This window comes from Amycolatopsis echigonensis, from assembly GCF_002846615.1.
Classification (GTDB): Bacteria; Actinomycetota; Actinomycetes; order Mycobacteriales; family Pseudonocardiaceae; genus Amycolatopsis; species Amycolatopsis echigonensis.
Map to the genome: position 1 here is coordinate 8,272,809 of NZ_PJMY01000003.1, position 25,731 is coordinate 8,298,539.

The following is a 25,731-nucleotide window of genomic DNA, read 5'->3' on the forward strand; positions in this document are numbered from 1 at the left end:
ACCCCGATACGAAGCCCCAACGCGGCGCGGGGGTGCTTGTCAAGGCATCTTTCCCGCCTTGACAAGCACCCCCGCGCCGTCGTCACCATCAAGCTTCGGGGTGCCCCACCGCACCTTCAGGGCACCCGGAAGCACTTCCAGAACACCCCACCGCAGCTACCCCGCGATCGGCGCCCCAGTCTTCTCCCGCACCTCTTCCAGAGACACCCCAGGCGCGAGCTCCACCAGCTTCAACCCGTCCTCAGTCACGTCGAGCACCGCCAGATTGGTGATGATCCGGTTCACCACTCCGGCCCCGGTCAACGGCAGAGTGCATTTCTCGACGATCTTGGGCGTCCCGTCCTTGGCGGTGTGATCGGTAATGATCACCACCCGACGAGCCCCGGCGACCAAATCCATCGCCCCGCCCATCCCCTTGACCAAAGCCCCGGGCACGGTCCAGTTGGCCAGATCCCCGTTGGCCCCCACCTGCAACGCCCCGAGCAACGCCAGATCGATGTGCCCGCCGCGAATCATCGCGAAGGACTCCGCGGAATCGAACAGACTGGCCCCGGGCTGCAGGGTGACCGTCTGCTTGCCCGCGTTCACCAGGTCCGGGTCTTCCTCGCCTTCCCACGGGAACGGCCCGAGCCCGAGAATTCCGTTCTCGCTGTGCAAGGTCACCTGCACCCCGTCCGGAATGTGGTTCGCCACCTGAGTGGGAATCCCGATGCCGAGGTTCACGTAGTCGCCGTCCCGCAGCTCACGCGCCCCGAGCGTGGCCATTTCGTCCCGACTCCAGCTCACGCCGACGCCTCCTCACGCACGCGGACCGTCCGCTTTTCGATCTGCTTTTCCCGCTCAGCCGCCTGAATCAGCCGCTGGACGTAAATCCCCGGCGTGATGATCCGCTCCGGATCGAGGTATTCGTCCGAAACCTGCTCGGCCTCGGCGACGGTCACCTTCCCGCAGGTCGCGACGAGCGGGTTGAAGTTCCGCGAGGCGTACCGGTAGATCAGGTTGCCCGCCGGGTCCGCGACGTACGCGTGCACCAGGGACAGATCGGCGACGATCGCCCGTTCCTGCACGTAGGTGACCCCGTCGAACTCGGCGTGCGGCTTGCCCTCGGCGATCGGCGTTCCGACCCCGGACTTGGTGTAGAAGGCCGGGATCCCCGCGCCGCCGGCCCGCATCCGCTCGGCGAGCGTCCCCTGCGGCGTGAACTCGACCTCGACGGTCCCGTCCAGGTACTGCTGCGCGAACAGCTTGTTCTCGCCCACGTACGACGCGATGACGCGGCGCACCTGCTGGTTCTCGAGCAGAATGCCGAGCCCGGCCCCGTCGACTCCCATGTTGTTCGAGACGATCGTCAGATCGCGCACGCCCGAGTCCCGGACCGCCTCGATGAGGTCGTTCGGGTTCCCGGTGAGGCCGAAGCCCCCGACCGCGATCGTCAGCCCGTCCTCGAGCAGCCCGTCGAGGGCCTCCGCGGCGCTGCGGTACTTCGTCGGCACGGCATCCTCTCCACTTCGTTCGGTGAGTGGTCAGCTCCCGCATACAACCCAGCGCAGCCGAAACGGGTCAACCGACACGCCGGGATCCCCGGCAAACCTCTCGCGCACCGAACACCCGCGCCCGATGCGTCCACTGAGCGGACGTACCCTCGTTCCCGTGCCCACCTCGCCTCCGGACCACGTCGTCGGACGGGTGTCCGCGGTCCTGCGCGCATTGTCCACCTACCGCGACGGAGCGTCGACCTCGCAACTGGCGCGCCAGTGCGGCCTGGCCCGGCCGACGGTGCACCGCCTGCTCGCATCGCTGGCCGCCGAGGGCTACGTCGACCGCGACCGGCAAAGCGGCCGCTGGTACCTGGGCCCGGAGCTGTACCTGCTGGGCGAAGCGGCCGCCCCGCGCTACGACGTGACGCACCAGGCGCGCGCGAGCGTCCACCGGCTGGCGACGGTCACCGGGGAAAGCGCGTTCTTCTCCGCCCGCCGCGGCAACGAGACGGTCTGCCTGCTGCGCGAGGACGGCGACTTCCCGATCCGGTCGTTCGTGCTGTACGAGGGCGCGAGGTTCCCGCTGGGCGTCGTGTCCGCCGGGCTGGTGGTGCTGGCGATGCTGCCGGACCGGGAGGTCGAGGAGTATCTGTCCACAGTGGACCTGACGGCGGAATGGGGTCCGGCGCACCGGGCGGAGGAGGTGCGGGCCCGGGTCGCGCGGACGCGGGAGGACGGGTACTCCACCAATCCCGGACTGGTGGTCGAAGGAAGCTGGGGAATGGCAACGGCGGTGTTCACCCCGGCCGGAGAGCCCGCGTGGGCGTTGACGCTGACGGGGGTCGAGTCACGGTTCCGGGCGGAGCGGCGGGTTGAGCTGGGGGCGTTGCTGCTCAAGGAGGCGCATACGTTGACGAACCTGCTTCGGCATCCCTCGTGAGCGCCGTGGGGTCCCTTCGTCCGGTTTGAGAATCAGGGCCTGCCTGCGAGTTAACGGGCTAGGTGCTCCCGCACGAGTTCGACGAGAGCCCCGCGCGCCTTCCGGGCTCGCCACTCTGCCTTCTCGGCGTCGGCGAGAGCGTCGTGCACGTTGTCTTGCGATGAGCCTTCAGTAGCGGCCCACGCCGTCCAGAGAGCCGACCACAACTCGCTGATCTTCTTGATCACGACTTCGACTTGCTCGTGGATTTCTGCAGGGCAAAGCACCTCCAAGGAAACCGCAGTTTCCACGACCTCCGCGTACGCGAGTTCGACGTCCTGCTCGCGGTCGCCCACTTCCTCGCGGCTGGTCGCGGATCCGGCAGCTGCGTTGACGAGTGCCACCCGCATCTTTTTCACGACCCGGAGTTGCCGCCGCGACACTGTCAAGAATTCCAAGCAGGCGTGGGCTCTCCGTTCGAGCTGCTCCCGATCGAGCTCTCGTCTCCATCGCAGGTCTTCCCTGCGCAGTTCGCGTTCCATCTCCGATCGTCGCGGCGCGCAGCGATCCACTGGCGGCCCCACGCTCCGGCAAGAGCCGCGAGAGCGCTGACAACTACACTCAGCCAGTTGCTCACGCCGAGCAGGTTATCCAGCAGTTCGTCCGGTCTCCGCCGGATCAGGTCGTCGAACCGCCCCGCTCAGCAGATTCGAACTGTTCTCGACAGCGGCCGCTCACGACGCGGTGGCGGCGTTCTCCGCGTCGTAAGCCGCTCGTGCCGCCTTCACCTGGTCCATGTTCTGGCGTGCCCACCGGTCCAGCAGTTCCAGCGGTTCGGCGAGGTTGCGGCCCAGCTGGGTCAGCTCGTACTCGACCTTCGGCGGGATCACCGGGTACGCGGTGCGGGTCAGGATGCCGTCGCGGACCAGGCTGCGCAGCGTTTGCGTCAGGACCTTCTGCGAGATCCCGTCGACGCGCTTGCCGATCTCGGTGAACCGCAGCGGGCCGTCCACCAGGGCTCCGACGATCAGCACCGTCCACTGGTCGCCGATCCGGTCGAGCAGCTGGCGGGTCGGGCAGTCGCGGTCGTATGGGTTTCCCAGCACCGGCGGCCTCCTCACTCTCCGCAAGAGAGTAACACTCTCCCGCACTGGAGGGCTTTACCGAACCCGAACATTCGTCCCACACCGCTCGTACACCGGCGCGCGACCGTGGTCCCAGAGACACCGACACGGGAGGACGACAACGATGCGAGGAACGAAGCGGCTGGCACTGGCGGGTTGCGGGATCGCGGCCGGACTGCTCGTGGCCGCGCCGATCGCCAGCGCCGACACGCAGACCCCGGCCCCGGCTCCGGCCCCGGTCACGCTGAGCCCGCAGGAAGTGCAGCAGATGTGCACGGCCTGGGTGCCGAAACTGCGCAAGCAGGCCCAGAACCTCACCAACCGGATCAACGGCGGGCCGGAGGTTTCCGGGTCGGTCGCGAATCTCAAGGCGCGCGCGAACGACGCCCGGACGAAGGGCCGCACCGCGCAGGCCGACCGGCTGCAGAAGCGGGCGGACAAGCGGCAGAGCCAGATCGGCGAGCTGGCGAACGCGACCAAGCAGCTCGACGCGTTCACCGCGGCGCACTGTCAGGCGCCGAAGTGAAGCGGCTGATCGCGGTCGCTGCCGCGGCTGCCGTCGTGGGGCTCGGCTGCGCGGCGTGCGACAACGGTTCGACGCCGTCGTCGGGGGCGGCGTCGAACGGCGATCTGAGCAGCATCCAGTCCACGCTGGACTCGATCCAGTCGGACATGGCGGGCGACGGGCAGCGGTGAGCCGCGTACCGTTTCCCCCGACGTAGCCGGCCGGAGGAACGGGAGCCCGCATGGGGTCAGCTGGCCGCGGCCTCGTCCTCGTCGTGGAGGACGAGGCCGCGATCGCCGAACTCGCCGCGCTGTACCTGCGGCGCGACGGGTTCGGGGTGGAGGTCGAGCCCGACGGCGCGAAGGCGCTCGCGGCGATCCGCCGGTTGCGCCCGGTCGCCGTGGTGCTCGACATCGGACTGTCCGGAATGGACGGCATCGAGATCTGCCGGGCGCTGCGCGCGGCGGGCGACTGGACGCCGGTGCTGTTCGTGACCGCCCGCGACGACGAGCTGGATCGCTTGCTGGGCCTCGAAATCGGCGCGGACGACTACCTCACCAAACCGTTCAGCCCCCGCGAACTCGCCGCCCGCGTACGGACTGTGCTGCGTCGCGCGTCCGGCAGCCCGGCCACGACACTCGCTTGCGGCGGCGTGCGCATCGACGTGCCCGGCCGCCGCGCGTGGGCGGGCGAGATGGAGGTCACGCTCACGTCCACCGAGTTCGACCTGCTCGCTTACCTGCTGCGCCACCCCGGCCAGGTGCTGTCGCGCGATCAGCTGCTCAGCGCCGTCTGGGGGTACGCCGCCGCGGCCGGGACGCGCACGGTGGACGTGCATGTCGCGCAGCTGCGGGCGAAACTCGGCGACGACAGTCCAATCCGGACAGTCCGGGGCATCGGCTACGCGGCGGACGCGGGATGAAAGGCACGCTCGCGCTCCGGATCACCGTGGTGTGCCTGGCGGTCGCCGGGATCGCGGTGCTCGTGGCCGGGCTGGTCGCTTCCAAACTGGTGCGCAACACCGCGGATTCGGTGCTGCAGCAGTCGTTGCGGGATCAGGCCGACGTCGTCGCCGGGCAGCTCGACGGCACCGGCATCGGCAACCGGCTCGCGATCGGCAAGGTGGCGGCGGTCGTGCGCGGACAGGGCATCGAGGTCGTCGTGCACCGGGTCAGCGGCCAGAATTCCGGCCAGGCGACCGCGGTGCGCGCGGCGGAACAGGCCGGGCTCACGTCCGGACAGGACCGTTCGGCGAGGGTCGCGATCGGCGATGTCGACTACCTCGTGGAAGTGCGCCCGGTCGGCCCGCAAGCCGCGTTCGCGCTCGTCCAGCCGGTGCGCAGCGCCGAAGCGACCCAGCACGCGCTGGTGCGCAACATCCTTCTGGCTCTCGGCATCGGACTCGTGGTCGCGGCGATCGCCGGATACGTTTCCGGACGGCTGCTCGGCCGGCCGCTCCGCCGTGCGGCCGCCGCCGCGGGCAGCCTCCGCGCGGGCCGCCGGGACGTCCGCGTGCCGGTCGAAGGCCCCGCCGAGGTCGCGCAGGTCGCGGGCTCGCTGAACGAACTCGCCGACGCGCTGGCCCGCAGCGAAGCCCGGCAGCGAGAGTTCTTGCTGTCGGTGTCTCACGAACTTCGCACCCCGCTGACCGCGGTGACCGGTTTCGCCGAGGCGATCGCCGACGGGGTCGCCGAAGGCCCGGACGCCCGCCGCGCCGGGGAAACGATCCACCGCGAGGCTCAGCGCTTGGAACGGCTCGTGTCCGATCTGCTGGAACTCGCCCGCCTCGGCGCCGACGAATTCCAGCTCGACCTGGGCGTCCTCGATCTGACCGCGCTGGTCAAGGACTGCGCGGAGGTGTGGCAGCTGCGGTGCGCCCGCTCGAACGTCCCGCTGACCGTGCAGTCTCCCCCGGGACCCGCCATGGTCACCGCCGACGCCCGGCGGCTGCACCAGGTCGTGGACGGACTGGCGGAGAACGCCCTGCGCGTCACGCCCGCGGGTGCGCCGATGGTGTTCGCCCTGGTGGTCGCGGACGGCCGCGCACACCTGTCGGTCCGGGACGGCGGCCCGGGCCTGGCGCCGGAGGACTATCCGGTGGCATTCGAACGCGGCGTGCTCAACGCCCGGTACCGCGACAGCCGCCCGGTCGGGTCCGGCATCGGGCTGGCACTGGCGCACGGGCTGGTGACGCGGATGGGCGGGACGCTGAGCGCTGGATCGGCGCCGGAAGGCGGGGCGGCGTTCACGATCACGCTCCCGCTGGCCCAGCCCGGCTAAGCGAGCAGCAGCGCCGCAGCCCACTCCGTGCGCGGAACAGCCCGGCGAGCGTGCCGTTGCGCGCTGAGCACGAGCCCTGCCCCGCAGGACTCGGTCGGGGTCCGACGTTACCGCCCGGGCAACGACCAAGATCCGCCCCCGGCCCGGCTGCCTGGGCTTATCCGGCCGGGGACCACCTGCTCGGGCCCTAGTTCACGCATCCGCTGGCGGTCGTCATCTTCGGCTGCGCCGGAGTTCCCGACGGCGGGGCCGGCGTCGTGGTCTGCGCGATCGGGCGCACCGCGCCGCCGCCCGACGACGGGTGGACCGTGCCCGAGTCGGGCGTTCCTCCCGAAGCCGAGACGTCCGGCGAGCTGATCTGGGCCTGGACGAATTGCCGCACCTGCGCCGGGTCCACCTTCACCGCGTCCCCGTCGGACGGCGTGGGCAGCGACAGGCTCTGCACCGGGATCGTGCCGAACGCGATCGCGCCCGAGCTGAGGCCGTGCAATTGCTGGGCGAAGCTCAGCAGATTCCAGCCCTGGTCGAGGGTGACCGAAGCTTCCAAAGCGTCCACAAGGGACGACAGCCGCGACGGATCGGTGAGGGTGCCAGAGCCGAGGACGGTTTTCGCCATTGCCGACAGGAAGGCCTGCTGCCGCGCGATCCGGTCCAAGTCGCCGTTGGGAAGACCGTGCCGCTGCCGGACGAACGCCAGCGCCTGCGTGCCCGAAATGGTCTGCACTCCGGCGGGGAAATCCGCGCCGGAGAAGGAATCGTGCACCGGTGCTTTCAGGCACACCTGCACTCCGCCGACCGCCTGGCTCAGGGCGGCGAACCCGGCGAGATTGACCGCCGCGTAGTGGTTGATGGGGAGCCCGGTGAGCTCCTGCACCGCGGCGATCGCCGACTTCGCCCCGGCGGCGTCCGCGGCCACCTCCAGCGCCGGACCGCTCATTCCTTGCTGGGCAAGCTTTCCCCGCTGATCGGTGCGGGCCCGGCTGTACGCAGAATTGATCTTGTGCTTGCCGTATCCCGGAATGTCCACATAGGAGTCTCGCGGGATCGAGATCGCGGTGGCGGCCGCCCCGCCTGCCGGGATGTGCACCACGATCATCGTGTCGGTGGTGTTGCCGCCGTCGTCTCCCCCGCCCGCGTGCAACGCGTCGAGCACGTTCTGCGGCAGCGGCGTCCCGTCCGGTTTGGTGCGCGAATCGAGACCGACCAGCAGGATGTTCTGCGCGACGGCGAGCGGTTCCCCGGCCGAGGCGTCCGGAACCTGCGCCGAGGGCGCGATGACGTCGGCGGTGACGAGGCCGTTGTCCAGCCGGTGCAGTTGCGACCACGCGAATCCGGTGGCGCCCAGCACCAGGGTGGACACCACTCCCAGCACCGCACGGCCGCCGATCCGGCGGCCCCGGGACGTGATCAGCACGGCCGGCTCCTCGCTTCCCCGGGGACGGATTTCGACCCTCCCTTTCGAGGATCGCCGCGTTAGCTGGGAATAGCCTGAGAAACCTGTCGCGAAGATGTGATGCTGCCCGTTCGGCGGAGCGCGCGGCGACAGCCGGTGTCCTTGCGGGCACAGGGAGTTCAGCGCGGCATCCGCCGCCACACCGCGCGCGGCACGAACCGCATCGCCGCGAACACCAAGCGCAACACGCCCGGTACCCACACCACTTCCCGGCGACGGCGCAACGCGGCGACTGTCGCGTCGGCGACCTGGTCGGCGGTGCTGGAGAACGGCGCGGGCGACATTCCTTCGGTCATCCGGCCGATCACGAAGCCAGGGCGCACGAGCAGCAGGTGCACGCCGCTGCCGTGCAGAGCGTCCGAAAGTCCCGAAGCGAACCCGTCGAGGCCAGCTTTCGCCGAGCCGTACACGTAGTTCGCCCGGCGCACGCGGATCCCGGCGACCGACGAGAAGACGACCAGGTTTCCGGAACCCTGAGCACGCAACAGTTCCGCCGTGTGAGTGAGCACCGATACCTGAGCGACGTAATCGGTGTGCACGATCGCGGTGGCATGCGCCGCGTCGCTCTCCGCGCGCGCCTGATCGCCGAGGATGCCGAACGCCAGCACGACGGTCTCGAGCGGTCCGTGCTCCTTGATGACGCGATCGAGCAGCGGGCGGTGCGCGGAGAGGTCGTCGGCGTCGAAGTCCTCGGTCGCGACGGTCTCCGCGCCTGCCTCGCGCAGGGCAGCTGTCTGTTCTTCGAGGTCCGCGCCCGGCCTCGCGGCGAGCACGAACCGCCGCGCGCCCCCGCGCGCCAGCCGGACGGCCACCGCCGTCCCGATTTCGCTGCGTCCGCCTAGCACCAGCACCGTTCCGCTCACGGTGGGTGAGTCTGCCAGCCCGTTCCCGGGGCGGGCGGACGAGGTGTCGCGCGTGTTCGCGTCGGCGAGAACCGGAATTGCCGCTCGCGGGCTACCGTTGCCCGGGTGACCAGCGACGACGAGTTCGGCACCCTGCTCGAACGGCACCGGCGCGAGATCCGCGTGCACTGCTACCGGATGAGCGGTTCGTTCGAGGAGGCCGAGGACCTCACGCAGGAGGCGTTTCTCCGGGCCTGGAAAGGCCGCCGCGGCTTCGCCGGGCGCGCGAGCGTGCGGACGTGGTTGTACCGGATCGCCACGAACGTGTGCCTCGACGCACTCGCCCGGCGGCCGCGGCGGGCGCTGCCGGACGAACTAGGCCCGGCGGCCGACCCGACCGGCGAGATCTCCGCGCTGGACGTGCCGTGGCTCGGGCCGTTCCCCGATCTGCTGCTCGACCCCGCGGCGCCGGACGACACCGGCGCAGCCATCGTCGAACGGGAAACCATCGAGCTGGCGTTCCTCGCCACCATCCAGTTGCTCCCGCCTCGGCAGCGTGCCGCGCTGATCCTGCGCGACGTGCTCGATTGGTCCGCAAAGGACACTGCCGAACTGCTGGGCACTTCAGTGGCCTCGGCGAACAGCGCGCTGCAGCGGGGCCGGGAGACGTTGCGCACCAAGCTGCCCGCCCGGCGCGCCGAGTGGTCCGCTCCGGACACCACGACCGCGGAGGAAACGGCGCTGCTGCGGAAGTTCATCGCCGCCTACGAATCGGCGGACGTGCAAGCGGTCGCCGCGCTGCTGAGCGAGGACGCGCGTGCGGTGATGCCGCCGTATTCGTTGTGGTTCGACAGCCGCGACCGGATTCTCGCCGCGCTCGGGCCGAGTTTCGATCCGCGGTCGCCGTACTACCGGGGCAGTTTCCGGATGGTGCCGGTGCGCGCGAACCGGCAGCCGGCCGTCGCCGGATATCTGCGCGGGCCCGGCGAATCGGTTTATCGCGCTTTCGGCGTGTGCGTCCTCACCGTCCGAAACGGACTGGTCACGGCGATGGCCGCGTTCGAAACGGCGGCATTGGCGCCGTACGGACTCGCCGAAACGTTCGAAGAATAAAGAACGCCCGGGCGGCGATCGCTGGTGTGCGATCGCCGCCCGGGCGCAACCACCGAGTTCCGGGCTTCGTGCCGGTCGTGGTGGGGGAAACTGCTAGCGCCCTCGCCGCCGGGAAATGGTCACCGGCTCGCGGTCAGGCGACTCGATGCCGTGCGGCGGCGGAGCCGGTTCGCACCAGCTTCCGGCGCTCCAGCTCGGTGGTTCCCCCGAAGATCCCGTTGCCGAGACCGTTGTCCAGAGCATAGGAAAGGCATTCCGCGCGGACCGGGCATCGCGCGCAGACCGCCTTGGCCTTCGCGACCTGCTGCGCCCCGGGACCCATGTCGGAAATCGGGAAGAACAGTTCCGGGTCCTCGTCCTGGCACGCCGCGCGGGCGAGCCAGCTGGTGGCCGTGAGTTCCATTGTTGCTTTTCACCTCCTGTCCTCATTGTCGAAGCGTGGTCAACCGACTTCTCCGCGCGCACGGACGCGCCATGCCTTCGGAGGGTGTTCGGTGGGCTTTTCCGGCCGAACCGCCCCGGGCCGCGAAGGACCCGGCGGACGACCGGCTTTCCAACTTACCACCGATCACCGCCCGCGCGCGAAATTTCGATTCAGCTCACATCGCGGACGCGGTTGCCGCCGGACGTGCTACCGCCTCCGCACGGCCGCTCGCCGGTCCCGGGTTTTCCTTTTTCCGCGCGCCATTTCCCCCTTCCGCCGCGCGCCCGGGCGAACTGCCCGTCCGGCCCAGGTACCCGCCAGCCCCGACCCTAACCCTCGTTCCGTGACCCGATCGTTACATCTCACGGGCGCGTCACCGCACCTGTTCGACAAGTGCGGGATCGGGAGGGGGTGCGCGTGGCGGGGTTCGACGGCTTTTTCCGCGGCGATTTCCCTCGCCTCGTGGCGTTCCTGTGCGCGGGCGGGCTCGGGCCGCGCACCGCGCGCGAGGTGGCGGTGGAGGCGTTCGTCGAGGAAACCGGGACGTGGCCGCCGCCGGGAGACCCGCGCGTGGCGGTGCGGCTGACCGCCGTCCGGCTCGCCGCCGAGCAGACGTGGTTCGACGGCGGCGCCCCGCCGGCGGATCCGCCGGGCGACCGGCTGGCGTCGGTCGTGGAGCGGAACGCGCGCGCGGTCGAACTGCTTTCGACGCTGCCGGAGACCCAGCGCACGGTGCTGACCTGGTCGCTCGACGGGTTCTCGCCCGCCGCGATCGCGTCCGCGCTCGACATGGCGGGCACCACAGTCCGCTCGAACCTGCGACACGCGCGGGAACGGCTGAAACACCGGCTCGGCCTGGCCGGGCGCGAGGAGGCCCTGATGACCGCACTGCGCGAAGCCGCTGCCGCACTGGTCAACGCGTTGCGCTCGGCGCTCGACGTCGAGGACGCGTTGACCCGGGTGAAAACCGAGGCGACCGTCGTGGCCGCACCGCGGGTTCCGGCCGGCCGGTTCAGTTTGGACGGCCCGGCGCGCGCCGCGATCGAGGGAGATCCGGAGGCGGCGCAGGAGCTGCTCGCCGCCGTGCAGCCGCTGATCGTGCGCTACTGCCGGGCCCGACTGGGCGGAGCCGACGCGTACTCCTCGGCCGACGACGTGGCGCAGGAAGTCTGCCTGGCGTTGCTGACGGCGCTGCCCGGCTATCGGCAGCAGGGGCGGCCGTTTCTCGCTTTCGTTTACGGGATCGCGCAGCACAAGGTGGCTGACGCGCACCGGGCGCACGCGCGCAACCGGACCGAGACGGTGGCCGAATTGCCGGAGGTGCCGGATCTCGCCGACCGACCGGAGGAACGGGCACTGCGCGCTGAGCTGAACCGGCAGCTGGCTCAGCTGCTGCGGTTGTTGCCGGAGCGACAGCGGGAGATCGTGCTGCTGCGCGTCGTAGTCGGACTGTCCGCCGAGGAAACGGCTGAAGCGGTCGGCTCCACCCCGGGCGCGGTCCGGGTCGCGCAATACCGCGCCCTGCTGCGGCTCCGCTCAGCTCTCGAACGACGACGCTGACCCGATCCGCGCCACCACGAACTCCGCCAGCGCCGCGACCGGCCCCTCGCTGGCGTCCCGGGAGAGCAGGATGAAATCCACGTCGCCCGGGTCCGGGAGGCCGAGCTCGGCGGGCAGTTCGACCAGGTCGGACGGCACCAGGCTCCGGGCGTGCACCGTGATCCCGAGCCCCGCGGCCGCCGCGGCGCGCAGGCCGGTCAGGCTGGACGTCAGGCAGGCCGCGCGCCATTCCAGCCCGGCGCGCTCCAGCGTTTCGACCGCCAGCTGCCGGGTGACCGACGGCATCGGGTACTGCACCAGCGGCACCGGGTCGCCGGGGGTGAGTTCCGTCGCCGCCGAGCCGATCCACACCAGCGGTTCGCGGCGCAGCAGCCGTCCCGGGCCGGGCGCACCCGGGCGGCGTTTGCCGAGCACCAGGTCGAGGCGTCCTTCGGCGATCCGGCGAGCGAGCACATCGGACAGTTCGACGTGCAGCTCGACGTCCACCAGCGGATGGCTTTCCCGCAGCCGACGCAGGATTTCCGGCAGCTCGCCGAGCGCGAAATCCTCCGACACTCCGAACCGGACCCGGCCGCGCACCTGCGCGCCGCGGAAATGCCGCGCCGCGCGCTCCTCGGTGTCCACAATGGTCTGTGCGAAACCGAGCATCGCCTGCCCGCGCGCGGTCAGGTCGACCGCGTGCGTGTCCCGGGCGAACAGCAGCCCGCCGGCCTCGGACTCGAGCCGCCGGATGTGCTGGCTGATTGTGGGCTGCCCCACACCCAACCGCCGCGCTGCCGCCGTGAAGCTGCGAGTTTCCGCCACCGCAAGGAAAGACCGGCACAACCGCGGATCCAGCATGCGTCACATCTTATCTGCTTTCACAATGACAGTCAGTACAGTAATCGGGGTTCCGAATGACCGTCGGCGACGAGAGAATGGCGGGGAAAGGAGTTCCATGACCACCGTGCTCGCCTCGCTCGCCCGCCCCGTCTCGGCTGTGCTCGCCAAGCTGCGGATCGACCCGTTCATCGCCCTGATCCTCGTCACCGTAGGCATCGCCTCGCTGCTGCCGGCGTCCGGCGCGGTCGCGACCGGGTTCGGCGTCGTGACGAAGATCGCGGTCGGGCTGCTGTTCTTCCTTTACGGCGCACGGCTTTCCAGTCAGGAAGCGGTCGAGGGGATGCGGCACTGGCGGTTGCACGTCACGGTGCTCTGCGCCACTTTTGTGCTCTTCCCGCTGCTGGGACTGGCCGCGTCGGTCCTCTCCCCCGGGCTGCTGACGTCGCCGCTGTACACCGGCGTGCTGTTCCTCTGCCTGCTGCCGTCGACCGTGCAGTCGTCGATCGCGTTCACCTCGATCGCGAAGGGCAACGTCGCGGCGGCGATCTGCAGCGCGTCGCTGTCCAACCTGCTCGGCATCGTGCTGACGCCGCTGCTCGTCGCGCTGGTGCTGTCGACCGACGGCCCGGGTGTGAGCGGTTCGGCGGTGCTGGACATCGTGCTGCAGTTGCTGGTGCCGTTCGTGGCCGGGCAGCTGGCGCGCCGCTGGATCGGCGGCTGGGTGCAGCGGCATTCCGCGCCGCTGAAGATCGTCGACCGCGGTTCGATCCTGCTGGTGGTGTACACCGCGTTCAGCGAGGGGATGACCGAGGGCATCTGGCATCAGCTGGACCTCGGCCCGCTGCTGGCGCTCGTCGCGGTCTGCTGCGTCCTGCTGGCGGCGGTGCTCGGCGCGACGAGCGGCGGCGCGAGGCTGCTCGGGTTCGCCCGCGCGGACCGGATCACGATCATGTTCTGCGGGTCGAAGAAGAGCCTCGCGAGCGGCCTGCCGATGGCGACGGTGCTGTTCGGGCACGCCGAGGTCGGGCTGATCGTGCTGCCGCTGATGCTCTTCCACCAGATTCAGCTGATCGTGTGCGCGGCACTGGCGCGCCGGTACGCCCGGCAGGCGGCCGCCGAGGAGCCGGGAGAACTCGCGGCGGTCGGCTGACGTTGACCGCGTGCGCCAGTTCCAGCGCCGGGGCAACGGCGTCTTGCGGCGGCTGAACTACCGCGCCGTGCACGGCGGCAAGTCGGCCGCGCTGATCTTCTGGGAGCCCGCCGACGCGCCGCGGCTGCCGCACGGTTCGCCGGAGTACCTGGTCGGCGCGGGCGAGTCCGCCCCGGCCGAAACGATCGGGCTGCCGATCTCCCACAGCGTCGGCATGGCGGATTTCCTCGACCAGCTGACCGGGAAGTCGTTCTCGCAGGCGCTGCACTTCCTGCTCGGCGACCTGGACCGCCGGTCGCCGCCGGAACTGGCGGGCTGGATGGCGGGCTACGCGCGTGGGACAGCCGATCTGACCGTCGCGGACACGCCGTTCTCCTACGTCCAGCCAGAAATCACGCCGCTTGCCCGGGTCGTGGTCGCGAGCTCGTTGTATGTCGAGTTCACGAGCGCTCCGGAGCCGGACTGACCGCGCTCGCCGGTGTCAACGCCCAGCCGGAAAACCAGTGGAGCAGTGCCCGGGTCCGCGGCTACCCTCGCCCGACCCGTGTCGGCTAGGCAAGGACGTGCCGTTGTCCATCGCGTGAGGCATCCCAAGCTCTGATCTCGTCGCGCGCCGCGTTTGCGCGCCGCGCTTCTTCGTGCTGCGGAATTCTCACTGGAATCGGTGTACTCCTGTGCTCTATCACTGGACAGTCCTGCCCACTTGCCTGCCGCTCGTCCGGCGGCGCTGCCATGCCTGCACGTCCGGACGCTTCCGGGCAGACGGCAAGTTCCGTGTCAATGCCAACCACAAACTCATCGACGCCTGGCTTCTCGTGCTCTGCACCGGCTGCGGGGAAACGGCGAAACTCACCGTGTTCGAACGGGCGAGGTTGCGCTCGGTCCGGCCGGAGCTGCTGGATCGCTTGCACCACAACGATCCCGGCCTCGCCGCCGAGTTGCTCCAGGATCCGGTCCTGCAACGGCGCAACCGCATCGCGCTCGACTGGGACGGCGCCTGGCGGCTCGAGACCGGTGGTCCAGACCGTGTGGACCAGGACGCGATCGACGTCGCGGTCGGCTTCGCGGCCCGGATCCCGGTCCGGCCGGTGCGGCTGATCGCCGAGGGCTGCGGTCTTTCCCGAGCCGAGGTCGAGCGGCTGCTCGCCGAGGGGAAGGTCGTGTCGGCGGTCCGGCTGGGCGGCAAGCTCTCCGGCGACTTCGCCTTCACGCTCAAGTACTGAGCCGCACCGAAAAGCCGTGCGGGAACCCTGGGGCATCCCTCGGGGTTCCCCGCACGGACAACCGGCACCGTCTGTCCACAGCGGACTGGGCGGGGACCGCGCCCGGCTTCCGCTCGCATGAGCGCGAACCGCGAACCCGGGCAACAGCGGTGCCTGAACGGGCAATCGTGCGTAACCCGGTGCGGCGAAAGGCGTTGCCGAGGGCCCGCGCCCCGGGGCGGAGGCGGCGCTTGCCCCGCCGTCCGTGCACTGGTGTTCAGAAGGGAACAACGCGGCGACAACCCGTAGACCGGCGCTTACCGTAAGTCCGCAGTCTCCCCCTGCTCTCCGTATCGGCCGAACGAAGGGCAACCGCGGCGACGTCGGCGGTCTGGCATGCCAGGCCGTCATATCCGGAGAACCCGATCAGAGGAGAAAGCATGGCTTCGCAGGACGGCGCCCGCGTCGACACCAACGTCATGCGCAAGGGCGCGCAGACGATCAGCGACACCGGGCAGAACATCACCGGCGTGAACCAGAAGGTCGACGGCACCATGCAGACGCTGTTCGGCACCTGGCGGTCGGACTCGGCGAACGTGTTCAACCAGGCCATGGGCCAGTTCGATCAGACGGTCCGCAAGATCGTGCAGAAGCTGGACGAGCTCGCGCAGAACGTGCAGACCTCGGCGAGCGAGTACGACAGCCGGGACTCGGACAACACCTCCACCGCCCACAACGCGGCCGCGGTCATCGGCGGCGGCGGTCTGCAGGGCTTCTGATCCCCTTCCTTCCCACGAAAGGACACTTCTCATGGCTTTGGGCCAGTTCCAGATCAGCTTCGCGACCATGCAGGACACCGTCGGGCAGGCGAAGCAGCAGTCCAACCAGATCACCGAGCTGCTGGACCAGATGAAGGCCGTCATCGAGGGCCAGCGCGAAAACTGGACCGGTGTCGCGGCGGACATGTTCCACGAGACCTACACCTACTGCCACCAGGCGGCGCTCACCCTGCCGCAGGCGCTGGACGCCGCTTCGCAGACCCTCGCGCAGATCAACGAGGGCACCTCCAACACCGAGGGCAACAACGCCAAGCGGTTCGCCGCGAACTGAGGCCGTTCCCCCGCGGAGACGGAAAGGAGGGCGAACGACGATGGTGGCTCTCGGCGACACCAATTACGGGATGAACAACGACACGTCGAACAAGCATCAGCAGACCTCGTCGGACGGCAAGTTCCACAGTCCCGGCGACCAGGCCCCGCCGGACGTGAACAACGAGTGGATCCCGCCGGGCGACGTCGGCAAGCCGCCGCCGGTGCCGGGCGGCGCCGAGCATCCGGGCAAGGGCGTCACGGCGGTCAACACCGAGGCGATGCGCACGTTCGCGAAGAACATGCAGACGCTCGCGGACGGGCCGCTGAAGGATCTTCCGGCGAAGCTCGACGGGATCCAGCTCAAACCGGGCGTGTTCCTCACGGCGCAGAGCAAGATCGCCACGCCGATCCAGGGCACGAACCAGCTGCGGGACGCCACCCGCACCGCGATCCACGACCTCTGCAAGGCGCTCGACGAGGTGGCGGACGCGGTGACCAAGGCCTCCAAGGCGTACGACAACGCCGACGAGGTCAACAAGATGTCGGCCGACGACTACAACCAGTACTTCAACACAGTCAGCGGCCACATCACCGGCGCCGGTCAGAAACCCTGACCGGACGGGCGGCGGTCTTTCCGGTTTCCAAGCGATCGAGGGAAGATGTCGGACGACAACAACACCCACGGGTTCACCTCGGATGACAACGGGGTCTGGCCGGACACCACGCAGTCCGGCAACCAGAACACCACTGGTGACCCGTCGAAGGATTTCGACGGCCTGACGTGGAAGCAGATCGAAGCGGCGATCCTCGGCGGCGGTTCGCTGTCGGGCGGCCAGGACAACCTTGACAAGGCCTACGGCAACGTCAACTGGCAGTCGCTTCAGGACGCGGCCGGGGTGTTTCAGGAGACGCAGCAGAACCTCGCGATGGTCGCTCAGTCCATTCAGGACCAGACCGCCGCCCTCGCCGGACCCGACGGTCCGTGGAAGGGCGACGCCGCGACGAAGTTCAAGGACATGATGACCGCGCTGGCCAACAAGTTCTCCGATCTGGCGGACCGGATCGGAGACGGCGGCGGGGCCAACAACGTGCCGAACAACCTCGTCAATTCCGCGGCGTACCTCAAATGGGCGCAGGACACGATCCGCTACATCGACAGCTATTACGCCAGCCAGGTTCTCGCCCAGGGCAGCAAATACCATCTCAGCGACGGGCGCGCGTACATCTCGCAGTTCCCCGAAGCCGTCGAGATGATGACCAACGACATGCGCAAGGTGGCCGGCCAGCTCGCGCAGAAGTACAACACCGTGCACGTCAACTCGGGCCAGACGACCCCGCCTCCGACGCCCGGCGGCGGGGACGGCAACGTTCCCCCGCCTCCTCCACCACCACCGCCGCCTCCGCCGCCGCCCACACCGCCGCCTCCTCCGCCGGTGACGCCTCCCCCTCCGCCGCCGACGGCTCCGCCGCCGCCCCCGGTGACGCAGCCGCCGCCTGCGCCGAATCCGCCGCCTGTGTCCCCGCCTCCGGGCGGAGGTGGCGATGGCGGCGGCAATGGCACGCCGCCGCCGGTGAACAAGGCGGTGCTTCCGCCGCCTCCGGGTGACGTCAACGGTCCCGGAGGCAACGGCACGCCGCCTCCTGCGTCCATTCCGCCGCCGCCCAACGGGGTCGGAGGGAACACCGTGAAATCGCCGAACCTGCAGAAGCCGCCGGGCTCGCAGGTTCCGCCGCCGGTTATTCCTCCGCCGCCGGGCGACAGCGCAGGCGGGGACGGCAACGTCAAGTCGCCGAAGGTCTCCCCGCCTCCCGGTGATTCGGCGGGAGGGAACAACCTCAAGTCGCCGTCGATCCCGCCTCCGCCCGGAGCCGTGGGCAACAACCTGGGCGGGTCCGGGCACGTCGACCCGCCGTCGATCCCGGCCCCGCCGGGCGGCTCGGGCGGATCAGGGCACGTCAACCCGCCTTCCATCCCGGCCCCGCCGGGCAGTTCGGGCGGGCACGTGAACCCGCCTTCGATTCCGCCGCCTCCGGGCGATTCCGGCGGCCACCTGGCGAACAACGCGCTCAACCCGGCGCATCTGCCACCGGGCCTGAACACCCCGCCGGGCAACCAGACGCCCGGCGGCAGCGGCATCCCGATGATGCCGCCAGGCGGCATGGGCGGCGGCGGTGGACTGAACACGCCGTCCGCCGAACGACCGGACTCCTCCGGGCTGCTCGGCAACATCAAAGAGCCGTGGATCAGCAACCCGCCGGACGGCATCGGCAACCCCGACGCACAGGGCGACACACCGCCGCTGCACTCCGCCAAGTGGGCTCCCCCGCCCGGCGCGAGCGGCGGGACCGGCGACGGTGTGGGCAGCCCCGGAGACAGCGGTCCGGGCGCGATCAAGGGCCTCGGCGAGAGCGATCTGCCGAAACTGCCGGACCCCGTCGGCAACCACGAACAACAGCAGATCCCAGGTGCCGGGACCCCGCCCATGGTCCCGCCCGGCGGCATGGGCGGCGGCAGCGGACTCAACACACCAGCTGCCGAACGACCCGACTCCTCCGGACTGCTCGGCAATATCAAGAAACCGTGGATCAGCAACCCACCGGACGGCATCGGCAACCCCGACTCGCACGGCGACACGCCACCGCTGCACTCCGCCGAATGGGCACCGCCGCCAGCAACGGTCAACGCTCCAGGCGGCGGAGAACCGAGCGGCCCGGGGGTGAAAGGCCTCGACGAAAGCACCCTGCCCAAACTCCCGGAGCCCATCAGCAACCATGAACAACCACAGCTCCCGGGCTCGGGAACACCGCCGATGGTCCCGCCAGGCGGCATGGGCGGTGGCAGCGGACTCAACACACCAGCTGCCGAACGACCCGACTCCTCGGGGCTGCTCGGCAACATCAAAAAGCCGTGGATCACCAATCCTCCGGACGGCATCGGCAACCCCGACTCGCACGGCGACACACCACCGCTCCACTCCGCCGAATGGGCACCGCCACCAGCAGCGGTTAACGCTCCAGGAGGCGAACCGGCCGGGCCAGGCGTGAAGGGCCTCGACGAAAGCAACCTGCCCAAACAGCCCGAACCCATCGGCAACCACGAGCAGCAACTCCCGGCCTCGGGAACACCACCCATGGTCCCGCCAGGCGGCATGGGCGGCGGCAGCGGACTCAACACACCCGCCGCGGAACGACCGGATTCGGCTGGACTTCTCGGCAACGTGCAGGAGCCGTGGACGGCCGACCTGCCGGGTGGCATCGGCGACCCGAGCGCGTCCGGTGAGACGCCGCCGAGCGAATCAGCGGACTGGGCGCCTTCGGCGAAGGGGACTCAAGGCCCGGGCATGCCGATGGTCCCGCCGGGTGGCACCGGCGGCGGGACAACCACACCCGCCGCCGAACGGCCCGACTCCGCAGGACTGCTCGGCAACATCCAGCAACCCTGGGCACCGAACACTCCCATCGGTGTCGGAAACCCCATCGCCCAAGGCGAAACACCCCCGAGCACCGCAATCGACTGGGCCAAGAACCAGCAGGCGGAAGGACCGAACGACGGGATCAACCCGCCAATCGGCGTCGGGGACCCCAGCGCGCGGGAAGAAACTTCCCCGAGCACACCGGCCAGCTGGACCCCCGCGCAAGGCAACGGTTCCGTGGCGCAAGGACCCGGCATGCCGATGGTCCCGCCGGGTGGCACCGGCGGCGGGACGACCACACCCACCGCCGAACGGCCCGACTCGGCGGGGTTGCTCGGCAACATCCAGCAACCCTGGGCACCGAACACCCCCATCGGCGTCGGAAACCCCAGCGCACAAGGCGAAACTCCACCGGCCGACCCCGCCCCCTGGTCGTCCACTGTGGACTCCCTCGTGCCGCCCAAGCGTGCCGACGACCGCCCGGACGGCACCGAACCGCGGTCCACTCCGGCGAACACCGGCTGGGGCACCGCTGCGAGCCCCGAGGAGACCGACCTCTTAAGGATTCCCGTAGTGCAACCCGTCGACACCGAGGACACCTCAGCCTGGGACGTCGGCACCGCCGACTTCCTGCCCGCCCTTCTGCCGGTCACCGCCCCCGCAGACGACCGGGCCCAGGAAATCACCACCGATTTCGTCCAGCGCAGCGACGAACCGTGGCGACCCGACGAGACCCCCGCGTTCGGCACCTACCAGCGGGTTCGAGGCGGCCCGGCCGAGATCGTTCCCGACGAGCTGCCTACCTGCGGCGACGCTCCGGAACCGCTGGAGCCCGAGGAGGACACCGCCGAAGAAGAGACCGAGGAAGAAGAGGAACGCACGATGGCCGACCTGCTCCGGCAGGACGATTCGGCCTGGGGCAAGCCCGCTCGCCGCACTGTCCCGGGGGTCCTCGAATGAGCACGGAAACCGTGAAGCGGGGCCCGCGCGCGGCGGGTCCGGAAATGCCCGAGGGGCAAGAGGAACTGCAGGAACCGCCAGTCATGGCGGAACCGGCGGCACGCGATTTCAACTCGCTGCTGATGATGCTGCCGATGGCCATCGGGTCGCTGGTGATGGTGCTGGCGTTCTCGGGAGTCGCGGGCAGCTCGCCGTTCACCTACGTGATCGGCGGCGGCATGGGCGTGTCGATGATCGCGATGAGCCTCGGGCAGCTGTCCCGCGCCGCCGCCGAGCGCAAGCGCAAGATGCAGGCCGAGCGGCGGGATTACCTGCGCTACATCGGCCAGGTCCGCGAGCGGGCCCGGTCGACCGCCGAGGAGCAGCGGCTCGCGGTGGCCTGGAACAACCCGGCCCCGGATTCGCTGTGGTCGCTCGCGATGGGCCCGCGGTTGTGGGAGCGCCGGATCAGCCACGAGGACTTCGCGCGGGTGCGGATCGGGCTGGGCACGCAGCAGTCGGCGCTCGAGCTGGTGCCGCCGGTGACCAAGCCGATCGAGGACCTCGAACCGCTGTCGGCGATCTCGCTGCGCCGGTTCACCGAGACCTACCGCACGCTGTCCGGGATCCCGACCGCGGTGGGGCTGCGAAGCTTCACGAGCGTCGAGTTCGACGGCGACCCGGACGCGGCGGTCGCGCTGGTCCGGGCGATGCTCGCGCAGCTGGTCGCCTTCCATTCGCCGGACGAGCTGCGGCTCGCGGTGCTCACCACCGAAGCCGCGCAGGCGCAGTGGGACTGGGTGAAGTGGTTGCCGCACAACAACCATCCGACCCTGCGCGACGCGGCGGGCCCGCTGCGGCTGCTCGCCGCCGACCACGACGAGCTGATGGACCTCCTCGGCCCGGACGTGGCCGATCGCGACGACCACGACAAGACCGTCGGGCCGACGACGACCGAGCCGTTCGTGGTGATCGTGGCGCATCTGGCGACGATCCCGGAGTCCTCGCGGCTGGTCGGCGCGGGCCTGCGCAACGTGGTGCTGCTCGACGTGACCGGCGCGCTCCCCGGCGGTCCCAAGGTGCTGCGACTGACCACGAAGGACGATCTGGTCGAGTTCCCGGCCGGCAGCGGAGTCGGTTCGGCGACCCGGGACGAGCTTTCGGTGACCCAGGTCGAGGGGCTCGCGCGGCTGCTCGCGCCGAAACGGACCAGCGGCACCCTGGAAATCGCCGACCAGCCGCTGGAAAGCGACTTCGGGCTGACCGCGCTGCTGGGCATCAAGGACGTGCACACCTTCGACATCCCGGCCCAGTGGCGGCCGCGGACGGCGCAGCGGGCCCGGATGTCGGTGCCGATCGGCGTGACCGAGGACGGCGAGATCGTCGAGCTGGACCTGAAGGAATCGGCGCAGGGCGGCATGGGCCCGCACGGGATGCTGATCGGCGCGACCGGTTCGGGCAAATCGGAGCTGCTGCGCACGCTCGTGCTCGGCCTGGCGGCGACGCATTCGTCGGAGATCCTCAACTTCGTGCTCGTCGACTTCAAGGGCGGCGCGACGTTCCTCGGCATGGACCGGCTGCCGCACACCTCGGCGACGATCACCAACCTCGCCGACGAACTGCCGCTGGTCGACCGCATGCAGGACTCCCTCAACGGCGAAATGGTGCGGCGGCAGGAACAACTGCGCGCCAGCGGCTACCCGTCGCTGTACGAATACGAAAAGGCGCGCGCGGCCGGCGAGCAGCTGGCCCCGATGCCGACGCTGTTCCTGGTCGTGGACGAGTTCTCCGAACTGCTGAGCGCCAAGCCGGAGTTCATGGAGCTGTTCGTCTCCGTCGGACGGCTGGGCCGCAGCCTCGGCGTGCACCTCCTGCTGGCCTCGCAGCGGCTGGACGAGGGCCGCATCCACCGCGTCGAAGGCCATCTGTCGTACCGGATCGCGCTGCGCACCTTCTCCTCGATGGAGTCCCGCAGCGTGATCGGCGCGGGCAGCGCCTACGAGCTGCCGCCGGAGCCGGGCAACGGCTACCTGAAGATCGACACGACGAACCTGGTGCGGTTCAAGGCCGCTTACGTTTCCGGTCCGGTCCCCGCGGGCAACGGCGAGAACTCCGCGATGACGGCGGCGCGCGCCAGCCGGGAGGTCGTCCCCTTCCGCACCGAGGCCCGGCCGGCCAAGCTGATCATCCGCGACGACGAACCGGAACCGGCCGAGAAACAGTCCGATGTGGACGCCCTGGAAGCCGCCGTGCCGGGCGGCCCGACGCTCGCCGACGCGTTCATCGACCGGCTGGCCGGCGCGGGTCCGGCGGCGCGCCAGGTGTGGCTGCCGCCGCTGGCCGAATCGCCGAGCCTGGACTCGCTGCTGCCGAGCGTGACGCCGGATCCGGTGCGCGGGATGTCGGTGCAGGATCCGGCGCACTGGGGCAAGCTCCGGGTGCCGATGGGCATGATCGACCGGCCGTTCGAGCAGGTCCGCGAGCTGCTGACGGCGGACCTGTCGTCGGCGGCCGGGCACGTCGCGGTGGTCGGCGGGCCGAAGACCGGCAAGTCGACCCTGCTGCGCACGCTCGTCCTGGCGCTGGCGATGACGCACACCCCGAAGGAGGTCCAGTTCTACGGGCTGGACTTCGGCGGCGGCGGGATCATGTCGCTGTCCGGGCTGCCGCACGTCGGTTCGGTCGCGACCCGGCTCGAGCGCGACCGCGTCGTGCGGACCATCGAGGAAATCTCGCAGGTCATGGAAGGCCGCGAAACGCTGTTCTCCGAGCACGGCATCGAATCCATGGACGCCTACCGCGCGTTGCGCCGCAGCGGCCAGATCGAGGATCCGTTCGGCGACGTGTTCCTGGTGGTCGACGGCTGGTACAGCCTCAAGAACGACTACGGCGACCTGGAACAGAAGATCGGCGAGCTGGCCTCGCGCGGGCTGTCCTTCGGGGTGCACGTGGTGATCGGCGCGACCCGCTGGTCGGAGATCCGGCCGTATCTGCGCGACCTGCTGCAGACGCGGTTCGAGCTCCGCCTCGGCGATCCGATGGAGTCGGAAATCGGCTCGCGCAAAGCGAAAACGGTGCCGAACCAGCCGGGCCGCGGCCTGACCCCGGACGGCCTGCACTTCCTCGCCGGCCTGCCGCGGATGGACGGCAGCGGGAACACCGACGACCTCGCGGCGGCGGCCAAGGCGGTCGCCGAAGAGGTGCACCTGTTCTGGCCGGGCGCACCGGCCCCGGCGGTGCGGCTGCTGCCCGCGAAACTGCCGATGGCCCAGCTGCCCGCGCCGGACGGCGACCTGCGGATCGCCCTCGGCCAGGACGAGCAGCGGCTGCTGCCGGTGTGGCACGACTTCGCGGCCACCCCGCACCTGCTGGCCTTCGGGGACAACGAAACGGGCAAGACCAACCTGCTGCGGGTGGTCCTGCGTTCGGTGCTGACGCGCTACTCGCCGAGCGAGGCGAAGATCGTGCTCGCCGACCCGAGCCGCCAGCTGGACGCCGAGGTGCCCGAGGCGTACCGCGTCGGCTACGCGACGACGACCGAGGCACTGCAGGAACTGGCGCAGCAGGCCAGCGTGTCGCTCACCCCGCGGGTGCCGGACCAGACCATCACCGCGGACCGCCTCAAACGCCGCGACTGGTGGACCGGCCCGCGGCTGTTCTTCGTGGTCGACGACTACCAGCTGCTGACCAGCGGCATGGGCTCGCCGCTGGAACCGCTGCTGTCGTTGCTGTCGCAGGGTTCCTACATCGGGTTCCACCTGATCCTCAGCCGCAGCACCTCCGGTGCGATGCGCGCGCTGAGCGATTCGGTGGTCCGCCGGATCTGGGAGCTCGGCAGCCCGGGCGTGGTGTTCTCCTACCCCAAGGAGGAGGGCAAATTCCTCGGCGAGGCGGCTCCGCGGCAGCTGCCCGCCGGACGCGCGCAGCTCGTCACCCGCCGCGGCGTGAAGCTCGTGCAGACCGCGATCGCGGAAGAAGAGCGGACCGGCGAGGGCTGGTCGCCGCTCGCGATGACCGAAAGGGGCGTGCGATGACCGCGTCGACCGGCGAGCTGTGCCGGATCACCGTGTACGGGCCGCAGGGCCGGGCGGACCTGGCGGTGCCGATGTCCGTCCCGCTGACCAGCCTGCTTCCGGTGCTGCTGGAGCACACCGGCGGCCGCGAGGACCTCGGCGAGGCCTGGGTGCTGCAGCGGCTCGGCGAGGAGCCGCTCGACGCGTCGGGCACGCCGGAGTCGCTGGACTGGAAGGAGGGCGAGGAATTCCACCTGCGCCCTCGCGCGGATCCGCTGCCGGAACTGGATTTCGACGACATCGCGGACGGCATGGCCACCGCGGTGAGCCGCCGTCCCGGCCGCTGGCGCCCGGAGTTCAACCGCGGCCTGTTCCTCGGGTTCGCGATCTTCTCCCTCGTCGTCCTCGCCCGGGTGCTGCTCTACCCGGGTTCGGCCGGGCTGACCGCGATCGGCGGCGGCGTGGTGTCGCTCGGGCTGGTCGTCGCGGCCGTGGCGACCGGGGTGCGTTCCGACGACAAGGCCCTGCTGACGTTGCTCGGACTCGGCGGCTGCGGGTTCGCGTTCCTGGCGGGCGCGGTCGCGGTCGCCGGGCTCGCTCCGGCGTTCGACCTCCAGGGCACCCCGATCTTGACCGGCTGCCTGGCCTTCGCGCTGGCCGGCGGCCTGGTGCTCGGCGGCCGGGCCGCGTGGTCGCACGCCATTCCGTTCGTGCCGTTCGGCGCGGTGGTCGCGACCGGGCTGGCCGGGGCGATCTCGCTGTGGCTGCACCTCGGCGCCGGGTTCACCGCCGAACAGGCCGCCGGACTGGTGTCCTTCGTGCTGGTCGGGCTGATGGTGTTCGCGCCGCGGATCGGCATCCGGTTCGCCCGCATCCGCGGTCCGCAGCTGCCGCGGTCGGCCGGCGAACTGCAGTACGACATCGAGCCGATGCCGGCCGCGCAGATGGTGCACCAGACCGGGTACGCCGACGGCTACCTCACCATCGCCTGCCTCGCCGCCACCGCGGTGTTCGTCGGCTGCTTCCCGTTCCTGGTCGGCCACGGGCTGTTCCCGTCGATCCTCGGCGGGCTGGTGTCCGCGGCGGTGCTGATGCGTTCTCGGGCGCTGCTCGGCGTGTGGCAGCGGGTTCCGCTCGCCGTCGCCGGCGCGATCGGCCTGGTGCTGCTCGCGCTGGCGCTGATCCAGCCGCTGCCCACGCCGTGGCGGGGCGCCTGCCTCGCCGGGCTGTGCCTGGTGTTCTTCCTGCTCCTGCTGGCGATGCTGCGCCCGCCGCCGCGGCGGCTGCTGCCGATCTGGGGACATCTGGCGAACTGGCTGGAAACGCTGAGCGCGGTGGCGATCATCCCGATCCTGCTGCAGCTGTTCGGCGTCTACGCGTGGGCCGTCGGGCTCACCGCATGA

General features: G+C 70.3%; 23 protein-coding genes and 2 pseudogenes. 17 read left to right on the top strand and 8 right to left on the bottom strand.

All coding sequences use genetic code 11. The features are described 5' to 3' along the window. Positions 1 to 156: 156 nt before the first annotated feature. Both ATK30_RS44070 and ATK30_RS44075 read right to left on the bottom strand, forming a co-directional pair. Positions 157 to 786, bottom strand: coding sequence for a CoA transferase subunit B (locus ATK30_RS44070; protein ID WP_101440567.1), 630 nt, complete (start codon positions 784 to 786; stop codon positions 157 to 159). Next, a complete protein-coding gene (locus ATK30_RS44075) occupies positions 783 to 1,493 on the bottom strand; it encodes a CoA transferase subunit A (RefSeq protein WP_101440568.1) in 711 nt (236 codons plus the stop codon). Before ATK30_RS44075 ends, ATK30_RS44070 begins: the two co-directional genes overlap by 4 nt. A 157-nt stretch (positions 1,494 to 1,650) precedes the next feature. Here ATK30_RS44075 and ATK30_RS44080 point away from each other — a divergent pair, with 157 nt between their 5' ends. Next, the gene (locus tag ATK30_RS44080; RefSeq protein WP_244194909.1) at positions 1,651 to 2,418 is read left to right on the top strand and encodes an IclR family transcriptional regulator; all 768 of its coding nucleotides are present in this window, start codon (positions 1,651 to 1,653) and stop codon (positions 2,416 to 2,418) included. A gap of 50 nt (positions 2,419 to 2,468) precedes the next feature. Here the strand turns inward: ATK30_RS44080 and ATK30_RS44085 are convergent, their stop codons facing one another. Together ATK30_RS44085 and ATK30_RS44090 are read right to left on the bottom strand one after the other, a co-directional pair. After that, positions 2,469 to 2,801, bottom strand: a complete 333-nt coding sequence (locus ATK30_RS44085) for a hypothetical protein (RefSeq protein WP_143271492.1) — start codon at positions 2,799 to 2,801, stop codon at positions 2,469 to 2,471. Between the two features lie 330 nt (positions 2,802 to 3,131). Further along, positions 3,132 to 3,503, bottom strand: coding sequence for a winged helix-turn-helix transcriptional regulator (locus ATK30_RS44090; RefSeq protein WP_101440571.1), 372 nt, complete (start codon positions 3,501 to 3,503; stop codon positions 3,132 to 3,134). Between the two features lie 142 nt (positions 3,504 to 3,645). On the opposite strand from ATK30_RS44090, the gene ATK30_RS44095 reads away from it, so the two are divergent. Genes ATK30_RS44095 through ATK30_RS44105 form a run of 4 tightly spaced genes read left to right on the top strand, consistent with a single transcriptional unit; the run spans position 3,646 to position 6,306 of the window. Continuing rightward, positions 3,646 to 4,047 carry a hypothetical protein gene (locus tag ATK30_RS44095; protein ID WP_101440572.1) on the top strand — a complete coding sequence of 134 codons (402 nt, stop codon included), beginning with the start codon at positions 3,646 to 3,648 and terminating at the stop codon, positions 4,045 to 4,047. Then, complete coding sequence (locus ATK30_RS45490) at positions 4,044 to 4,217, top strand: hypothetical protein (protein ID WP_167442115.1); 174 nt, start codon at positions 4,044 to 4,046, stop codon at positions 4,215 to 4,217. The genes ATK30_RS44095 and ATK30_RS45490 overlap by 4 nt, the downstream gene beginning before the upstream one ends. Positions 4,218 to 4,267: 50 nt before the next feature. Further along, positions 4,268 to 4,948, top strand: coding sequence for a response regulator transcription factor (locus ATK30_RS44100; RefSeq protein ID WP_101440573.1), 681 nt, complete (start codon positions 4,268 to 4,270; stop codon positions 4,946 to 4,948). Further along, on the top strand, positions 4,945 to 6,306 hold the full coding sequence (locus ATK30_RS44105) for a sensor histidine kinase (RefSeq protein WP_101440574.1): 1,362 nt from the start codon (positions 4,945 to 4,947) through the stop codon (positions 6,304 to 6,306). Before ATK30_RS44100 ends, ATK30_RS44105 begins: the two co-directional genes overlap by 4 nt. A gap of 187 nt (positions 6,307 to 6,493) precedes the next feature. Here the strand turns inward: ATK30_RS44105 and ATK30_RS44110 are convergent, their stop codons facing one another. Then, a complete protein-coding gene (locus tag ATK30_RS44110) occupies positions 6,494 to 7,720 on the bottom strand; it encodes an LCP family protein (protein ID WP_101440575.1) in 1,227 nt (408 codons plus the stop codon). Between the two features lie 158 nt (positions 7,721 to 7,878). Beyond that, entirely contained in the window at positions 7,879 to 8,622 is a 744-nt protein-coding gene (locus ATK30_RS44115) for an SDR family NAD(P)-dependent oxidoreductase (RefSeq protein ID WP_101440576.1), read from the bottom strand. Between the two features lie 99 nt (positions 8,623 to 8,721). Between ATK30_RS44115 and ATK30_RS44120 the strand changes: the two are divergent. Next, positions 8,722 to 9,714: pseudogene (locus ATK30_RS44120) on the top strand (RNA polymerase subunit sigma-70); the annotation flags it as partial. Positions 9,715 to 9,847: 133 nt separating this feature from the next. Here the strand turns inward: ATK30_RS44120 and ATK30_RS44125 are convergent. Then, positions 9,848 to 10,117, bottom strand: a complete 270-nt coding sequence (locus ATK30_RS44125) for a WhiB family transcriptional regulator (RefSeq protein ID WP_037812602.1) — start codon at positions 10,115 to 10,117, stop codon at positions 9,848 to 9,850. Positions 10,118 to 10,810: 693 nt separating this feature from the next. Here ATK30_RS44125 and ATK30_RS47040 point away from each other — a divergent pair. Both ATK30_RS47040 and shbA read left to right on the top strand, forming a co-directional pair. Next, positions 10,811 to 10,966 (top strand): annotated as a pseudogene (locus ATK30_RS47040) (sigma factor-like helix-turn-helix DNA-binding protein); the annotation flags it as partial. 51 nt (positions 10,967 to 11,017) lie between these two features. Then, positions 11,018 to 11,698, top strand: coding sequence for an RNA polymerase sigma factor ShbA (shbA, locus tag ATK30_RS46770; RefSeq protein WP_244194986.1), 681 nt, complete (start codon positions 11,018 to 11,020; stop codon positions 11,696 to 11,698). Here shbA and ATK30_RS44135 read toward each other — a convergent pair. Further along, on the bottom strand, positions 11,675 to 12,538 hold the full coding sequence (locus tag ATK30_RS44135; RefSeq protein WP_101440579.1) for a LysR substrate-binding domain-containing protein: 864 nt from the start codon (positions 12,536 to 12,538) through the stop codon (positions 11,675 to 11,677). The two genes, shbA and ATK30_RS44135, sit on opposite strands and share 24 nt — an antisense overlap. A gap of 97 nt (positions 12,539 to 12,635) precedes the next feature. Between ATK30_RS44135 and ATK30_RS44140 the strand changes: the two genes are divergently transcribed. The 9 genes from ATK30_RS44140 to eccD all read left to right on the top strand — a co-directional run bounded on the left by ATK30_RS44140 (position 12,636) and on the right by eccD (position 25,731). Next, positions 12,636 to 13,670 carry a bile acid:sodium symporter family protein gene (locus ATK30_RS44140; protein ID WP_101440580.1) on the top strand — a complete coding sequence of 345 codons (1,035 nt, stop codon included), beginning with the start codon at positions 12,636 to 12,638 and terminating at the stop codon, positions 13,668 to 13,670. A 10-nt stretch (positions 13,671 to 13,680) separates the two neighbouring features. After that, the gene (locus ATK30_RS44145; RefSeq protein WP_101440581.1) at positions 13,681 to 14,136 is read left to right on the top strand and encodes a hypothetical protein; all 456 of its coding nucleotides are present in this window, start codon (positions 13,681 to 13,683) and stop codon (positions 14,134 to 14,136) included. Between the two features lie 208 nt (positions 14,137 to 14,344). Further along, positions 14,345 to 14,893: a DUF1062 domain-containing protein gene (locus ATK30_RS44150; protein WP_101440582.1), complete on the top strand. Its 549-nt coding sequence runs from the start codon at positions 14,345 to 14,347 to the stop codon at positions 14,891 to 14,893. A 419-nt stretch (positions 14,894 to 15,312) separates the two neighbouring features. Continuing rightward, positions 15,313 to 15,651 (top strand): WXG100 family type VII secretion target, encoded by a 339-nt coding sequence (locus tag ATK30_RS44155; RefSeq protein ID WP_101440583.1) that lies wholly within the window; start codon positions 15,313 to 15,315, stop codon positions 15,649 to 15,651. A gap of 31 nt (positions 15,652 to 15,682) precedes the next feature. Beyond that, entirely contained in the window at positions 15,683 to 15,982 is a 300-nt protein-coding gene (locus ATK30_RS44160) for a WXG100 family type VII secretion target (RefSeq protein WP_101440584.1), read from the top strand. Between the two features lie 40 nt (positions 15,983 to 16,022). Continuing rightward, positions 16,023 to 16,577, top strand: a complete 555-nt coding sequence (locus tag ATK30_RS44165) for a hypothetical protein (RefSeq protein WP_101440585.1) — start codon at positions 16,023 to 16,025, stop codon at positions 16,575 to 16,577. Positions 16,578 to 16,622: 45 nt separating this feature from the next. Next, positions 16,623 to 20,336 carry a hypothetical protein gene (locus tag ATK30_RS45880; protein WP_158242591.1) on the top strand — a complete coding sequence of 1,238 codons (3,714 nt, stop codon included), beginning with the start codon at positions 16,623 to 16,625 and terminating at the stop codon, positions 20,334 to 20,336. After that, entirely contained in the window at positions 20,333 to 24,349 is a 4,017-nt protein-coding gene (gene eccCa / locus ATK30_RS44185; RefSeq protein WP_101440589.1) for a type VII secretion protein EccCa, read from the top strand. Before ATK30_RS45880 ends, eccCa begins: the two co-directional genes overlap by 4 nt. Beyond that, positions 24,346 to 25,731, top strand: a complete 1,386-nt coding sequence (gene eccD / locus ATK30_RS44190; RefSeq protein ID WP_101440590.1) for a type VII secretion integral membrane protein EccD — start codon at positions 24,346 to 24,348, stop codon at positions 25,729 to 25,731. Before eccCa ends, eccD begins: the two co-directional genes overlap by 4 nt.

Bases quoted from the DNA above. Each gene is read 5' to 3' on its own strand.
- ATK30_RS44095 (WP_101440572.1), top strand. From the start codon at position 3,646: ATGCGAGGAACGAAGCGGCTGGCACTGGCGGGTTGCGGGATCGCGGCC.
- ATK30_RS44100 (WP_101440573.1), top strand. From the start codon at position 4,268: ATGGGGTCAGCTGGCCGCGGCCTCGTCCTCGTCGTGGAGGACGAGGCC.
- ATK30_RS44105 (WP_101440574.1), top strand. From the start codon at position 4,945: ATGAAAGGCACGCTCGCGCTCCGGATCACCGTGGTGTGCCTGGCGGTC.
- ATK30_RS44125 (WP_037812602.1), bottom strand. From the start codon at position 10,117: ATGGAACTCACGGCCACCAGCTGGCTCGCCCGCGCGGCGTGCCAGGAC.
- shbA (WP_244194986.1), top strand. From the start codon at position 11,018: ATGACCGCACTGCGCGAAGCCGCTGCCGCACTGGTCAACGCGTTGCGC.
- ATK30_RS44135 (WP_101440579.1), bottom strand. From the start codon at position 12,538: ATGCTGGATCCGCGGTTGTGCCGGTCTTTCCTTGCGGTGGCGGAAACT.
- ATK30_RS44140 (WP_101440580.1), top strand. From the start codon at position 12,636: ATGACCACCGTGCTCGCCTCGCTCGCCCGCCCCGTCTCGGCTGTGCTC.
- ATK30_RS44155 (WP_101440583.1), top strand. From the start codon at position 15,313: ATGGCTTCGCAGGACGGCGCCCGCGTCGACACCAACGTCATGCGCAAG.
- ATK30_RS44160 (WP_101440584.1), top strand. From the start codon at position 15,683: ATGGCTTTGGGCCAGTTCCAGATCAGCTTCGCGACCATGCAGGACACC.
- ATK30_RS44165 (WP_101440585.1), top strand. From the start codon at position 16,023: ATGGTGGCTCTCGGCGACACCAATTACGGGATGAACAACGACACGTCG.
- ATK30_RS45880 (WP_158242591.1), top strand. From the start codon at position 16,623: ATGTCGGACGACAACAACACCCACGGGTTCACCTCGGATGACAACGGG.
- eccCa (WP_101440589.1), top strand. From the start codon at position 20,333: ATGAGCACGGAAACCGTGAAGCGGGGCCCGCGCGCGGCGGGTCCGGAA.
- eccD (WP_101440590.1), top strand. From the start codon at position 24,346: ATGACCGCGTCGACCGGCGAGCTGTGCCGGATCACCGTGTACGGGCCG.